The organism is Leuconostoc fallax (genome assembly GCF_004354645.1).
Taxonomy (GTDB): Bacteria; Bacillota; Bacilli; order Lactobacillales; family Lactobacillaceae; genus Leuconostoc_B; species Leuconostoc_B fallax.
The window spans coordinates 218,949-232,360 of record NZ_PUFI01000015.1; the positions used below are offsets into that span (position 1 = coordinate 218,949).

The following is a 13,412-nucleotide window of genomic DNA, read 5'->3' on the forward strand; positions in this document are numbered from 1 at the left end:
AACTTTCCTTTTCCTATCTCACCTGGCACTTAGGGCAAAATGTTGTACCGCGTTGTCCAACACGAATTTTAACAAGCGGTGTCCCACAGCGCAAACACGGCAACCCACTGCGCCCATATACCTCTAATTGATTTTGAAACTGTCCAACTTCTCCAAATACATTACTAAAACTATGCACCGTTGTCCCATGATGTTTGATAGCAAGTGCTATTTCACTAATAATACTATCACGTAATATTGCGAGTTGCGAAGGGTCTAATTCATTTGCAGGCGTCTCAGGGTGAATCTTACTTTGCCAAAGTACCTCGTCTGCATAAATATTACCAATTCCTGCTATCTTAGTCTGATCCAGCAAAAAACTTTTTACTGGTTTCTTTGATTTAGCAAATATCTGAATCATATATTCTAAATGTAAATCAGTCGTAATTGGTTCCGGACCTAATTTAGCTAATGTTGGAACGGCTATTTGCTCTAGACCGGTTTCAGCTAAAGTCATGCGTCCAAAACGCCGCGTATCATTATAAAATAGTGCCCGACCATCTGCCAATTCAAAAACAATTTCCGTATGTTTATGTAACGGTGCATCCAATGGTTCAACGGAATACTGACCTTCCATACGTAAATGCGAGACAATTGTGCGTTGATTAGACAGACGCAAGAATAAATATTTCCCTCTTCTGTCAATGGCTGTAAATTGGCTGGCTAAGGTACCTTGAATAAATGCCGGTGCATCTCCCATAATCACCTTGGGATATGGCACTCTAATGTTTGCAATTTCACCGCCAACAATTAACTTTTCCAAACCACTTCTAACTGTTTCAACTTCTGGTAGTTCTGGCATATATACTCCTAATATCAAGATGTAACAATTCTGTGCTGTTACATACTAGCTTTCTACTGCATATTAAACGCATTCTAGTCTACTTATTTTAACATGATTATTTTATACTATTCGTTATAAATAGAAAATACCTTGTGGTAGCGTCAAGTTAAGAATATGAAATGTTTGCACTGTTTCTGGATTTTTTAGGTACTGTTTTTAATGCTATTGCTAGCCACAAATGGTTGAATAAAGAAGCCCATCGCAAAAAATAAAATCTCTTTCAATTTTCACTAATTTAACATTAAATTAAGCATGATTTAATCTGTTAATTATAATATAACATCACAAGCCATCCACACCAATCTGTGGATGGTTTGTCTATTCTTGCTTTCAAATTTGGTTGAATAGTTTATACAACGCTTATTTTGCAATCCATGTTAGTATTAGCTGATGGGGTGTTTCTTAACTTACTCACAATACTTTCTCAAACTCTATGCCCCATCCCCGAAGCGGCTGCTTCGGTTTTTTATTGCATGCTACAAATAATTCAAATAATATATCACACAAAAAATAGGCCATCACGGCCTATTTTTATACATTTAACTAGGCTTTAGCCCATTTGGGTTTACCCTTATCTTTATTTTGACGATTCTTTTTGCGCTTTGGCTTACTATCATTAATCGGATTTGAAGGTTTTGGCTTGGATTTCAATACTGGCTTTCTAACTGATTTCTGATCTAAGATAGTTGTATCTTTTGACTTTTTGACAACTTTAGGTTGTTGTTTATCATCAGAAACTAAACTTATGCTATCGGTTTTAGCCGGTACTAACGCAAAGTCATCTCCTAATGTCCGTTTCAAATTACGAACATCATGATCGTTACCTAAATTCAAAACTCGTCCACTCTTGCCCATTCGGCCTGTTCGGCCTGTTCGATGAATATACGTTTCCTTGTTTTCCGGTAACTGTGCATTCACAACTAATGGTAAATCAACAATATCAAGGCCTCTTGCTGCAACATCGGTCACCAAAAGTAAACTAACATCACCCTTTTTAAATGAGCGCAATGCATCTGCACGCTGAATGTGACGTCTATCATTACCGCCTAAACTGGTAACCTTAGCATTAGCATGCTGTAATGTTGATTGCATCGCGACTAAATTACGAATTGAGTTAAAAAATACTAAGGCTTGTTGTTTATTGCGTGCTAGTTGAATCAACACCTTAGCTTTTGCCTTTTGATCAACATACTGAAATTCATGTTGAATATTAGCTGGGGCATCTGTTCCAACAGATACGGGTACAACCGACTGGCCAAATGTCTGATTGACATATTGCAAATCAACGCCCGATGTTGCCGAAAACAGCATTAATTGGATATTATCTGGTATTTGTTCGGCTAGTTGATTAATGCTTTCATAACGTTCTTCAGATAGCATCACATCTGCTTCATCAAAAACAACTGACTGAATATTTTTTAACTTTAATGCACCAGATTCAGCCATTGTTAATACGCGTCCAAGTGTACCAATCACAATCTGGGGATGTTCTTTCTTCAACTTGTCAGCCTGACGTCGCCCATTTGCGCCGCCAACTAAACTAACAACATTAACACCTGGCACTAGGGTCGCCCATTCACGAATAACATGGGATAGTTGCATCGCTAATTCTTGACTAGGTGCCAAAATCAAAACTTGAGTACGTTTAAGATTTACATCAATATTGGTTAGCAATGGTAGTACAAATGCTAATGTTTTACCAGTACCAGTTGGTGCCAAACCAAATATAGACTTCTTATTCAATACATCCTCCCAAACAGCATTTTGAATGGGTGTGGGTGTATCAAATGTTTCTTCAAACTTATCCTGTAGTGAGGGTAGTAATTTTTCTAACATTATTCTCTCTTATCTGCGGGGAATTCAATACCTGCTGATTGACGTAAATCAAACAGCGTTTGGTTAACTTGCTGAGACAGTCTAAACCAATTATTATACACTTCTCGTTGACCGTTTGGATCCTTAATAATATTAGCGAAATCTTGTGCCTCATGAATCATTGGATTATCATCAACCGGTGTACTGATTTCTTTTTGATTTCCGTTACCATCATGATAAGTGACAGATTCTAGCTCAGTAATATTGCTAATCGAAATCGTTTCTTTTTGGCCATATATTTCACTTGGTAGATAAGAATTGGCACTCTTACCAAACAACAAGGTTACCGTATAATCAGGATAGACCAAGATTGCTGTTCCTTTGCCATCGGCCCCGTTCCTGAGTAACGTTGGAATGTATTGTACTGCCTGTGGGGTACCAAACAAATCAAGTGCTGCATACAAAGGATAAACACCCAGGTCATATAAGGCACCAGCGCTAAATTTGCGCGTCAAAACATTTGGTTCTTGTCCTGCTAAGTAAGCATCGAAGCGTGAGGAGTACTTCTGATAAACCAACGTTGCACCTTGTAACATTGGCAAAGTTTTCATCGTTTCTTTAATTTTTTTGAAATTAGGTTGATGAACATGTCGTGCCGCTTCAAATAATAACACATCTGGATGTTGTGCCAATGCTGTCTGCAAATCTGAAAATTCTGTAGGATTACTAGCAACCGGTTTCTCAACAATAACGTGTTTGCCAGCTGTAATGACTGCTTTAGCTTGCTCATAATGTAAGGCATTTGGTGAAGCAATATATACCAAATCAATGTCACTTGCCAATAAATCACTCATCGTAGTGGCTGTCGTTATCGTATCATGTGATACTTTCAGTTGATCAATAAATGTTTGTGCGCGTTCTTCAGTACGAGAATAAACAGTGGTTAGCTGATATTCTGACGTCTGGTACGCTGCTTCAATAAACATCTCAGTAATCCAATTTGTACCAATCACACCAAATTTAATCATAATTTGCCTCCTAAATTATCTGATTTCACTGTAATAATCGTTCATAAGCCTGCCTCGAGCCATTAAATACACTCGTCGGTAATTTAATAGCTCGAACACCTTGCCCGACAACATGATCTGCATCATACTGAACCAAGACATCCTGTTTCTTAAGTGATTGCGTATCATTCTTAACTAACCAAAAATGTGCTTGACGTATTGTCGTTGTCAATTGCTTTTTGACTTTCGGTGTTGTATATATCAAAATTTCTTGATTGTAATGATTAGCCAAAAGCTTAACCATCTTAACTAGTTCTGTTTTGCTATTTTGTGTTTGCAATTGATCAGCATTCACACTAATAGCAATGGGCAAGTTACCAGTTTTGTTGCCAACTTCTTGAATAAAATAACTCACCTGGGCTTCAGCTGTACTATCAGAAGAAAAAGTATGCATAATACCACGATCTAACTTTGCTTGTTGAACACGTTGCATATCTTTCTTGAATGTATTATCAGCCAACGCAGTACCAGTTGTACTCTGAATATATACAAAATCAACATGATTTGCCTTTAAATAACCAAAATCCAGGTATTCTGCTCTTTGATTGACGACAACACCTTGTACAGAAAAGCCCGATGGTACGGTTGAAGCTATTGATACTGGCTTAGCCACTATCCATATAGCGACAGAGCTAATAAAAGCCACTACAATAAGTAACCATGTAAAAATTGATAAAGCCCGTCTTGTCTTGATCCCCTCCTTTTGAAATTTTTTCACTGTCTCTAAATTATCTGTTCTTTCCATAAGTAATATTATACCGAATAATCCGTGATACCGCTCTATTTATATCTTATATAACTCTTACGAAAAATAAGTAGATCACTAAAATTGCTTGAAAATTGCCTATGAGCGTGCGACAATTATCCAATAGAAATGGAGGCAATTTATGTCGTTTGAATCGAAGCTTAATCAATACGCTACATTAATAGTTAAAAAAGGCATTAACGTACAATCTGGTCAAACTGTCATTTTGTATGCATCTGTCGATCAAGTTGTTCTCGCTCGTAAAATTGTTAACGCCGCTTATTTGGCTGGTGCTAAGCAGGTAATTGTCGAATGGTCAGACCAGCTCATTACGCAAATGAATATCAATGCAGCTGATGAAGAACTACTCACAACAACACCCCAATACACTATTGATAAATGGCAAGACTTAATTGTTAACCAACATGCCAGTCGCATTAGTTTATTATCTGATGACCCTGATGGATTAGCACACGTCGATGCACATAAGCTTTCAACTTTGACACAGACAAAGCAACGCGACCTTGCAATGGTTCGAAATGCAACAATGCGTGATGATATTTCTTGGCTGGTTGTGGCGGCCGCTTCACCTGCATGGGCACAAAAAGTATTTCCAAATACAGACCCTGCTGAAGCACAACAACGTTTATGGGAAGCTATCTTCAAAACAGTACGTATTGATGATCATTCTGATGCACTCGAAAATTGGGATCGCCATATTAAAACGTTACAAGAAAAAGCCGATTGGTTAAATCAACACAATTTTAAATCTCTACACTACAAAAACGAACACTCTGATTTTACTATTGGACTAGCTGCAGGTCATATTTGGGAAGCTGCTTTTTCACACAACAAAGCTGGTGATATTTTTATTCCTAACATGCCTACTGAAGAAGTTTTCACAGCACCAGATAATCGCTATATCGACGGTCATGTTGCAGCAACACTGCCACTTTCTTATCAAGGTAATATTATTGAAAATATCGCGCTTGATTTTAAAGATGGCCGTATTGTTAAAGCAACTGCTACAAAGGGTATGGCAATATTACAAAAGATTATTGACACTGATGAGGGCGCTAAATCCCTTGGCGAAGTTTCATTAGTGCCACACCCCTCACCCATCTCACAAAGTGGTATACTTTTCTATAATACATTGTTTGATGAAAATGCTTCAGATCATCTTGCTATCGGCGCCGCTTACGCTTCGAATATTAAAGACGGTAAAACAGCTTCACCCGAAGCATTAGCACAACGTGGTTGGAATATATCCGATACACACGTCGATTTTATGATTGGCTCTGCCGATATGGATATTGACGGCATCACTCAAGATGGTCAACTTGTTCCCGTTTTCAGACAAGGTGATTGGGCATAATTTTTTCAGATATTTAAAGGATTAGTCTATGTTTTCAAAATGGTCAAATAAATGGCATAATAATGGTTCATCACAGAAGCATACACATCATTTATTTTTCATGTTACTCATTGCCCTGATTGGTCATTTAGACTTTTGGTATATGGTACCACCTGATAATCGAATGCTAAAAATCATTGTTGTATTCATGACCTTGCTAGCACTCTACTATCTGTGGACCCTACCAACCGCACAGGATAACTCAGATATACCTTATAAAATACTTTATGTCTGGTATCTGATTTATGTTGGATCAACCATTTTATTAGTTAATATTTTGACACATCAAGTCTTACGTTTAAATTTTTGGATCAGCATTCTACTCTTTGTCGTCCTTGAAACTATATTACTACTACCTGCTATTGAAAGTAAAAATAAAAGATAAAACGACCATGATTTTACTCATGATCGTTTTTTTAATTCAAAGTTTCAAGTTCTTTTGGTGTTAATTGTGCGAGTAACGTGTTAATCGCCATAACGTCAATATAGTGATCTAATCCTTCAATCCCCTTCAGCAACTTGCCCAGACCATTTATGGCCTTTTTTTGACTCAAGAACTTGAGATATGCACGCAACTCTCCACCAATGCCATCCAAATCTTGCCATTGTGGTTGCCAATAATCAAATAGCTCTTGCTTAGTAAATTGCTTCAAACTTTCAGCATCCCACGTCTTATGCGTACGGCCATAGATTTTCGCCATACCTTCATGGTAAGCATATAATAAATGCAAAACATTATCACTCACAACATCTTTTATTGCAGCTGCTTTAAAATCTTCTAAACGGCGCTGAGCATAAACGAGTTCCGCATCAACCAAATCTTGAGATAATACCATTACCTCAACATCCTGCTTAACATCATCTGTCGTGGCAACAACGGGTGCTAATCCTCTAAATGTTTCACCAATCGTTTGTAGATCAAAATCATCGTCTTCATCATTTTGTGATAAGAACTTATACTGTAACTCGTCAATCGCATTAGATGTTTTCATCATCTCAGCAACATCTTTGCCCTGCCATTTGAAGAAATTAACTGCCAATACTGTTCTAACAATCATGCGCCAGAAATTAATGTCGAACTTAGGGGCGCTGGCAATAAAGTATGTATTAACTTGGCTTTCTTTAACCAATAATTTCTGCATATCGAATAGTACAGGTACTAGCAAAATGAAGTAACGCCAATCACGATCCTCACTGTTAACTAACGTCGCCTGCATCGCTTCATTTAAATTAACGGCCGCACGTTCATTACTCGTAAACTGAGTAAAGTGTTGTTGTACAATCATTGCCAACAAATCATCAAAGAAAAATGAAGCAACTTCAAACGTTTTTTGATCATACTTATCATGATACATTAAATAATAACGTGCCCGTAAAAAGCCGGCCCACTCATTAAAATCAAATGGTTTCACATGACCAGCTTGCTTGTACGTTTGTTTCTTTTTAAGATTACGCATCTTCTTAACTTGTGCGCGTTGTCCTTGTTTCACTACCGTAACTCCTCGCTTTACTTAGATACTAAGGTCTAACTGATACTTGCCATGTCCAAATTCGCGTAGACGGAATTGAAATATTTGTTCTTCACGTTGCAAGTCAGGCGTTTTAACACTTGCTTGTTGTGTACCTTCTAATTCTGCAAGCTCGATTGCTGCATTAATTTGCGAAATAACTGGCGCAAATGCCTTAGTATCCGCTGATACATAAAATAATTCTGCATTACCGTAAGTTTGTGATTTACGCACTAATTTTACAGATGTTTTATAGCGATTTACTTCAAAAATAATATGATTAAAATTAAAATCTCTTACATAATGAAATAATGATGACAAAAACTGTGTTGCGTTAAATTTATTTTTTACCATAATTTATTGTTATGTTGATGACAACATAATTTATCCTTATTTGTAGTCTACCAATCATTCTAACATAGGTCATGACTGCTGCCTAATAAATCACAAAAAGTAGTTAACCTTCACGTTAACTACTTTTTATATGAACAATCATTACTTATAGATAAACATTGCGTCTCCGAAACTGAAGAAACGGTACTGTTGAGCAACAGCATGATGATAGGCATTCATAATATGCTCTCGGCCAGTAAAGGCAGCAACAAGCATCACTAATGTTGATTTAGGTAAATGAAAGTTAGTAATAAATGCATCAACCACTGTCCACTGATAACCTGGTTTAATGAAAATATCTGTCCAGCCAGAATCAGCTTTTAACTCTCCTGAAAACTTGCTGCCAATGGTTTCTAACGTTCGAATAGACGTTGTTCCAGTCGCAATAATACGACCACCGTTTTGACGCACTTCATTCAAATCTTGCGCAGCATCAGCTGTTAACTGATAAAACTCAGAATGCATCTTATGATCTTCAATATTTTCTTCTTCAACAGGTCGGAAAGTGCCGAGACCAACATGCAATGTTAATTCAACTGTTTTAACACCTTTAGCACGAACTTTATCCAACAATTCTGGTGTCCAATGTAAACCTGCCGTTGGTGCAGCTGCCGAGCCATCTACTTTTGAATAAACCGTTTGATAACGCTCTTGATCAGCCAACTTTTCCTTAATATAAGGTGGTAAAGGCATTTCACCTAATTTATCTAATAATTCCATAAAAATACCATCATAATGGAATTCAATCATTTTACCACCGTGTTCTAAATCTTCTAAGACGGTTGCTGTCATGATTGGATGTTGCATATCATCGCCAAAGACAACTTCTGATCCGATAGGAGACTTTTTAGCCGGCTTCATCAAGACTTCCCAAACATCCCCATGATCTTGGCGTAATAGCAAAACTTCTGCATGTCCACCTGTTTCTGGTCGAGCACCATGCAATCGTGCTGGCAAAACACGAGAATTATTCATTACAATAGCATCGCCAGCTTTTACATAATCTAAAATATCATAAAAATGTCGATCTTCATACTCACCGCTAATAGCATTTAAAGCTAGAAGTCGAGACGCGTCTCGTTGCTTTAAAGGTGTTTGCGCTATAAGCGCTTCTGGTAAATCATAATCAAAATCTGATAAAGTGTAGTGTTCTTGTGTCATTATTATGTATCCTTAAAGTCTAAAAATTTGTTTGGTAAGGTATACCGAGATGCTGATACGCTTGCTCAGTCACAACTCTGCCTCTTGGTGTGCGTTGTAAGAAACCAATTTGGAGTAAATATGGTTCGACCATAGTTTCTAAAGTCTCTGATTCTTCACCAATATTAGCAGAAATGGTATTCAAACCAACCGGACCACCATTATAAAAGTCAATCATCGTTTGCAAAAACTTGTGATCGGTTTCATCTAATCCTTTATCATCAACGCGTAATTTTTTAAGCGCCACATCAACAATCATTTTATCGATGGCTTTTTTTCCTTGCACCTGCGCAAAGTCACGAACACGTTTCAATAGTCGATTGGCAATTCGAGGTGTTCCGCGTGAACGTAAGGCAATAGCTAATGCCCCTTCAGAACGAATGGGCGCTGCAAAAATATCTGCAGAACGTGTCACGATTTGTTGTAATTCATCAGCATTGTAATATTGCATACTATTGATAATGCCAAAGCGATCTCTTAATGGTTTCGATAACATGCCTGGTCGCGTCGTCGCCCCGATTAACGTAAATGGCGGTAATGGAAAATGAACTGCTCGTGCTGTAGGGCCCTGTCCAACCATAATATCAACGTAAAAATCTTCCATGGCTGAATACAGTATTTCTTCAACGTTTGTTGCTAAGCGATGAATTTCATCAATAAAAAGAATATCTCCTGGTTCTAATTCATTCAATACCGCAACTAAATCACCTGGCTTTTCAATCGCTGGCCCGCTCGTTGTTTTAATATGGACTGCCATTTCATTTGCAATAATCATGGCTAAAGTCGTTTTACCCAATCCCGGTGGCCCGAATAGTAATACGTGATCTAGCGCCTCTTCACGTTGCTTAGCTGCTGTAATATAAACACGTAATTCTTCTTTTAATGCACTTTGCCCGATATAATCATTCAATAACTGTGGTCTCAGTGTCACTTCTTCTTTTTGCTCTAATTCATTGGCTTGAGCATCACGCAACAATTGATCATCAGCTGCTGTAGATTCATACCATTGATTAAATTGTGGTTCTTTTTCATTCATACTAGTCACATTATACACGTTTCTATAAGTTACTCACACTATTAAAATTCAAAAAGGATTGCAACAAAATAATACGAACTTGTTACAATCCTAAAAATACAAAACGTTAATCTATTATTTGTTATTCTCAGCTTTAACAACATCAACAATTTCGTCAACGTACGCCGAAACTAAGCTTTCTGTTGGTGCTTCAGCCATGACACGCAATAATGCTTCTGTTCCTGATGGTCTAACAAGCACACGACCATCACCTGCCATCTTGCCTTCAACTTCAGCAATCTTAGCAACAACTGCTGGATTATGTTGAATATTTACCTTATCTTCTACTGGTACATTCACCAATTTTTGTGGATAAATCTGTACTGCTGCTGCCAACTCTGATAACTTTTTATTCGTTTCTTTCATGACATGCAATAACTGCAGTGCTGTCAGTAAACCGTCTCCAGTTGTTGCCCAATCACGGAAAATAATATGCCCAGATTGTTCACCGCCCAAGTTATGATCCGAAGCCATCATTTCTTCCATCACATAACGATCACCAACGGCTGTCTTCACACTAGTCATGCCATTTGATTCAACTGCTTTATAAAAGCCAATATTACTCATTACTGTTGATACAATGGTGCTGTGCTTCAAACGGCCTTGATCATTTAAGAACTTACCCGTAATAAACATAATCTTATCGCCATCAACTATATGACCTAATTCATCAACAGCAATTAAACGATCGCCATCACCATCAAATGCTAATCCCGCTTGAAAGTTGCCTTCCTTAACCATATTAGCTAACGCATCAGGATGTGTTGACCCAACACCATCATTAATGTTGATACCATTAGGCTGTGTTCCCATCGTTTCAAAATCGACACCCATATCCGCAAATAACCGTGCCAATAAACTACTTGTGGCGCCATTTGCCCCATCCAAAGCAACCCGCATGCCAGTTAAATCACTTGGAATTGTCTTTTGTAAAAATTCCAAATATTTCGAGGCACCCTCAGGATAATTGTTTACAACACCCAGCCCTTCTGCGCTTGGACGTGGCAACGTATCTTCTTGATCAAGTAACTGTTCAATTTCATACTCAAGCTCATCTGATAATTTAAAACCATCATTTCCAAAAAACTTAATACCATTATCTTTTGCTGGATTATGAGAAGCAGTAATTTGAATACCTGCTGCTGACTCTAGATTCTGTACCAGGAAGGCAACCGCAGGAGTTGTGATAACCCCTAAGCGTAATACATCAACCCCCACAGAAAGCAAGCCGGCTATAATGGATTGCTGGAGCATTTCTCCTGAAATACGCGTATCACGTCCGACAATAACAACGGGTTTTTCATGGCTATCTGCTGCATGCCGTGTCAGAATTGCACCGCCACTTCTACCAAGACGAAAGGCTAATTCAGGGGTTAAGGTTTCGTTTGCAATACCACGAACGCCATCTGTTCCAAAATATTTTAATTGAATACTCATTCTTTATTTTCTCCACTATTATTGATTGATGGTTTGTCTACTATTAATATACACCAATCAATCAGTCGTATTTTTAGGTGTAATTGTCACTTTGACATTTTGATCACTGTATCGTGAAATACCATCTTGCGTTGGCAAAGTGACATTCTGCGTTGTTTTTTGTGTCATATTTTTAACATCAATTGATATTTTCAGATTATCAAGTGAATCTAGTATATCAGATGCGCCATATGCCGTCACATTTGACGGTGAAAATGTAATATTGTAATCTGATGCTTCACCATTTTGGATATTAGCGCGTAAAGATAACTTTTTACTATCTTCAGGAGATATATTCAGCTTAGCCGCTACAGATGGTTGACTCATATTAACTTCTACAGCATTACCATCTTTATCTAACGCTTGTAACTGAACCGATTGTGACATCGGTCCTTTCATATTCTTACTCAAAGTCACTTGTCCAACCACGCTTTGTACTGCATCAACGTTGGTTTCTGGACCAGAAACCGTTACGCTCTCTGGTGTTGTATCGATACTATCTACCAAATAACCTTGCGCAATCTGACTGCTATTATAAGTAACTCTCACCGGTACCTTTTTGGTTTCTTTTTTCACAACGTTAACCGTTATCATCTGTGGTTCAACAGTTGAACGCAAATCAGAATTAACACCCCTAATAGCGACAACAACTTTATGTTGTCCAACACCAAGATTTTGTAAATCAGCGCTCGCTTGAATACTGTTACGACTTCTTGCTGCAGCAACTAACGCACCAGACCCCTGAATTTTGACATTAACGGTTTTAGGGGCACCCGTAACAACATAACGGTCCGTATCATATTGTAATAAGAGATTAACTTTCAGTGTTGCACGTTGCTCAGGAATAATATTTGAAAAATTATTACCACCATTAGCAATACCATTTGTATTAGAACGCGTACTCATAATATACGTTGATAGCAACATTGTAATGACAAATGAAATTACTAGACTTAATAATCTTGATTGGCTAAATTTTTTCATTTTGAGGTCCCCTTTCCTTTAATGGACCACCAATGTTTCTTATCTTGTTCATTATTTTTAGGAGCTAAGAATTGGCGTTCAAAAAAGTTCTGATAGGTCTCTTGTGTCATTTTACGTAATAAATCGCCACTTTGTGTAATCGAAATTTCACCAGTTTCTTCCGAAACGACAACAGTAATCGCATCACTTGCTTCACTAATCCCCACAGCAGCACGATGCCGTGTGCCAAGTTCTTTAGGAATCAGCGTGCTTTCTGATAACGGTAGATAAGCTGCTGCTACTGCAATACGCCCACCTTTAATAATCACAGCACCATCGTGTAATGGCGTATTTGGAATGAAAATATTAATTAATAACTGACCAGTAATTGCCGCATCAAGTGGAATACCAGTTTTTATATATTCATCTAAGCTAGATTCCTTTTCAATCGTAATCAGTGCCCCAATACGACGTTTAGACATATATTGTAGTGCATCATCCAAGCTTTTAATCAATTGATGCTCGGTATTATTATCAACATGAGACCGCTTCAGCGTTAGTTGTCGACCAACCGTTTCTAGTCCGCGTCGAATTTCTTGCTGAAAGATAACAACCAACACAATTGGCGCCCAGTTAATAATCTGATCCATTAACCAAGAAACAATCGTTAAGCCTAAATACCAGCTCAAAACTTTGACTAAAATAATTGTGCCGACGCCCAGTAAAATTTGTAATGCTCGAGTACCTTCGACAAAACGAATTATCCGATAAAGGACAAACCAAATAATCAAAAGGTCGACAACATGCATTAAATTATTGAGTGTGAGATAAGCTAAAATATCCATTCTTCATCCCTTCATAGTATAACAATAA

The 13,412-nt window shown here is 37.8% G+C and carries 13 protein-coding genes; 2 read left to right on the plus strand and 11 right to left on the minus strand.

Annotated features, from left to right (window positions below):
• Positions 1-13: 13 nt before the first annotated feature.
• The 4 genes from mutM to C5L23_RS07790 form a co-directional block, all read right to left on the minus strand.
• Positions 14-841, minus strand: a complete 828-nt coding sequence (gene mutM, locus C5L23_RS07775) for a bifunctional DNA-formamidopyrimidine glycosylase/DNA-(apurinic or apyrimidinic site) lyase (protein ID WP_010008596.1) — start codon at positions 839-841, stop codon at positions 14-16.
• Positions 842-1,426: 585 nt separating this feature from the next.
• Entirely contained in the window at positions 1,427-2,719 is a 1,293-nt protein-coding gene (locus C5L23_RS07780; RefSeq protein ID WP_133264639.1) for a DEAD/DEAH box helicase, read from the minus strand.
• Positions 2,719-3,726 (minus strand): Gfo/Idh/MocA family protein, encoded by a 1,008-nt coding sequence (locus C5L23_RS07785; RefSeq protein WP_133264641.1) that lies wholly within the window; start codon positions 3,724-3,726, stop codon positions 2,719-2,721. The genes C5L23_RS07780 and C5L23_RS07785 overlap by 1 nt, the downstream gene beginning before the upstream one ends.
• 25 nt (positions 3,727-3,751) lie before the next feature.
• The gene (locus tag C5L23_RS07790; protein WP_010008598.1) at positions 3,752-4,510 is read right to left on the minus strand and encodes a GH25 family lysozyme; all 759 of its coding nucleotides are present in this window, start codon (positions 4,508-4,510) and stop codon (positions 3,752-3,754) included.
• A gap of 142 nt (positions 4,511-4,652) precedes the next feature.
• Here C5L23_RS07790 and C5L23_RS07795 point away from each other — a divergent pair, with 142 nt between their 5' ends.
• Together C5L23_RS07795 and C5L23_RS07800 are read left to right on the plus strand one after the other, a co-directional pair.
• On the plus strand, positions 4,653-5,885 hold the full coding sequence (locus C5L23_RS07795; RefSeq protein WP_010008600.1) for an aminopeptidase: 1,233 nt from the start codon (positions 4,653-4,655) through the stop codon (positions 5,883-5,885).
• A gap of 28 nt (positions 5,886-5,913) precedes the next feature.
• Complete coding sequence (locus C5L23_RS07800; RefSeq protein WP_010008602.1) at positions 5,914-6,309, plus strand: hypothetical protein; 396 nt, start codon at positions 5,914-5,916, stop codon at positions 6,307-6,309.
• Positions 6,310-6,340: 31 nt separating this feature from the next.
• Here C5L23_RS07800 and C5L23_RS07805 read toward each other — a convergent pair whose 3' ends face one another.
• From C5L23_RS07805 to cdaA, 7 genes are all read right to left on the minus strand, one after another.
• Positions 6,341-7,414, minus strand: coding sequence for a metaphase chromosome protein 1 (locus C5L23_RS07805; protein ID WP_133264643.1), 1,074 nt, complete (start codon positions 7,412-7,414; stop codon positions 6,341-6,343).
• A gap of 21 nt (positions 7,415-7,435) precedes the next feature.
• On the minus strand, positions 7,436-7,786 hold the full coding sequence (locus C5L23_RS07810) for a hypothetical protein (RefSeq protein ID WP_010008605.1): 351 nt from the start codon (positions 7,784-7,786) through the stop codon (positions 7,436-7,438).
• A 141-nt stretch (positions 7,787-7,927) separates the two neighbouring features.
• Positions 7,928-8,986, minus strand: coding sequence for a tRNA preQ1(34) S-adenosylmethionine ribosyltransferase-isomerase QueA (queA, locus tag C5L23_RS07815; RefSeq protein ID WP_010008606.1), 1,059 nt, complete (start codon positions 8,984-8,986; stop codon positions 7,928-7,930).
• Positions 8,987-9,005: 19 nt separating this feature from the next.
• A complete protein-coding gene (gene ruvB, locus C5L23_RS07820) occupies positions 9,006-10,061 on the minus strand; it encodes a Holliday junction branch migration DNA helicase RuvB (protein ID WP_010008608.1) in 1,056 nt (351 codons plus the stop codon).
• Positions 10,062-10,175: 114 nt separating this feature from the next.
• Entirely contained in the window at positions 10,176-11,537 is a 1,362-nt protein-coding gene (gene glmM, locus C5L23_RS07825; protein WP_010008610.1) for a phosphoglucosamine mutase, read from the minus strand.
• Between the two features lie 57 nt (positions 11,538-11,594).
• Entirely contained in the window at positions 11,595-12,560 is a 966-nt protein-coding gene (locus C5L23_RS07830) for a CdaR family protein (RefSeq protein WP_010008612.1), read from the minus strand.
• Positions 12,557-13,384 (minus strand): diadenylate cyclase CdaA, encoded by an 828-nt coding sequence (gene cdaA, locus C5L23_RS07835; RefSeq protein WP_010008614.1) that lies wholly within the window; start codon positions 13,382-13,384, stop codon positions 12,557-12,559. The genes C5L23_RS07830 and cdaA overlap by 4 nt, the downstream gene beginning before the upstream one ends.
• Between the last annotated feature and the right edge of the window lie 28 nt (positions 13,385-13,412).